Source organism: Ottowia massiliensis (genome assembly GCF_900240305.1).
In the GTDB taxonomy this organism is placed as follows: Bacteria; Pseudomonadota; Gammaproteobacteria; order Burkholderiales; family Burkholderiaceae_C; genus Ottowia; species Ottowia massiliensis.
This window is the reverse complement of sequence record NZ_LT964863.1, coordinates 1-2,027: the sequence shown is the minus strand read 5'-3', so window position 1 is coordinate 2,027 and position 2,027 is coordinate 1. Positions and strand designations below refer to the sequence as shown.

Here is a 2,027-nt window from a genome sequence, read left to right as displayed (position 1 = left end):
CGACCCCGACTCCGACTCCGACTCCGACTCCGACTCCGACTCCGACTCCGACTCCGACTCCGACTCCGACTCCGACGCCAGGCCCAGGCCCGGCGCCAGCGGGCCTGCACGCTGTGCCTGGCCCCGGCGGTCTTGCGCTGGGCGCACTGTCGCTGCTGCTGGGCGCGTGCTATGGGCGCTTTGGCGGCTTGGGCCGCAGCCAGCGGCGCAAGCAAGACAGCCGTCAAACCGGTTCTGCCGGTTCTGCCCGCCGCCTGCTGGCGGTGCTGTCTGCGCTGGTTTGCGCCGCTGTTTTGCTGACGGGCTGGCTCGCGCCCGTGCAGCCCGCTCACGCCCTGTTTGACAACGGCGGCTTCGAGACGGGCGATACCAGCGGCTGGCAAAGCAGCCACGGCATCAATTCCGGCCTGCGGGGCAGTCAGCCTTACAGCGCCAGCAGCATTGTCATCGTCGCGGGCGGCCAGCGGCTGGGCGGCGTTTTGGGCGCTACGTTTGATCCGCGCGCGCCGCACCTGGACTTGCCGCGCGCGGGCCACTACACGGCCAAGGTCAATGACGAGCTGGGCGGGAAGCACATCAACGCCCTGAATCAAAGCGCTGTCATCACTGCCGCCGACCGCGACCCGCAAGACGGCAAACTGCACGTGCGCTTTGCCTACGCCGCCGTGCTGGAAGACCCCAGCCACCCGCCTGCGGCGCAGCCCTACTTTCATGTGCAGCTCAAGGATGTGACGACAGATGAAGTCATCTATGACGACTTCGCCTGGTCAGGCCAGCCCGGGCGCATCACCCACACCACCCTTCTTGGAGGCCGCACCTGGCGCGCCACGCCTTTCATCGACGTGGATATTCCAGTGCCTGACAGCCGCCTGGGCCACACCGTGGAAGTGCGCGTGCTTGCCGCCGACTGTGCGCATGGCGCGCATGGCGGCTATGTCTATGTGGATGCCTTTGGTTCGGCCCGCGTGCCCCCGCAGGCCGCCTGTCTGGCGGACTTGCGCGCCCGCGCCAAGCCCGGCAAGGTGCAGCTTGTCTGGAGCGACATCGGTGCACACGGCTACGCCATCTACCGCGCCGCCTTGCCGCAAGGCCCCTGGCAGCGGCTGGGGCAGACCGCCTCGCGCTACAGCACCTGGCTGGATGAAGGCGTGAGCGCTGGACAGACCTGGTACTACAGCGTCCGCCCCCTGAACGGCCAAGGCGAGGAAACCTGCTCTTCCGCCCCCATCGCCAGCTCTGCCCCGCCCGAATGGCAGCCGGGCCAGCCGCTGACGCGCCCGCCGCGCTTTGACAGCCAGCCGCCGCTGACAGGCCAGACGGGCCAGCCCTACCGCTACGCCGCGCACGCCAGCGACCCTGATGACGCAAGCAGCGGCGCCGTCACCTACGCCCTTTCCCAATCGCCCGCCGGCATGAGCGTGGACGCAGCCAGCGGCCTCATCGCCTGGCCGCAACCTGGCCTGGCCGGCACATACGCCGTCACCCTCACGGCCACCGACCGCACGGGGCTGATCGCCAGCCAGAGCTATGCGCTGCAAATCAGCGACAGCCGCAACCGCCCGCCCGTCATCAGCAACATGCTGCCTGCCACGGGCCAGGAAGGCCAGCGTCTGAGCCACCAGGTGCAGGCCAGCGATCCCGACGGCGACGCCGTCACCTACACCCTGGGCACACAAGCCGAAGGCATGAACATCACCGCAGGCGGTCTCATCACCTGGCCGCAGCCCAAACCGGGCCGCTGGCCGCTGATGCTCACCGTGGCAGACGCCAAGGGCGCGCGCGCCACGCAGAACGTCACGCTGGTGATCAGCGCCATCACGCCGACGCCAACCCCAACGCCCACGCCTACACCAACGCCGCCCGCCAACCAGCCGCCGCGCATCACCAGCACGCCGCCTGCGCAAGCACAAGTGGGCAGCGCCTACAGCTACGCCCTGCAAGCCACCGACCCTGAAGGCGCGCCGCTGACGTGCAGCCTCACGCGCGCCCCGCAAGGCATGAGCCTGAACGGCTGCACCGTGCAATGG

1 protein-coding gene is annotated in these 2,027 nt (G+C 69.3%); it reads left to right on the top strand.

Translation table 11 applies throughout. The features are described from left to right. Positions 1-113 precede the first annotated feature (113 nt). Positions 114-2,027, top strand: a 1,914-nt coding sequence (locus C1720_RS12525; protein ID WP_199171043.1) for a putative Ig domain-containing protein, incomplete at its 3' end; no start/stop codon positions are given.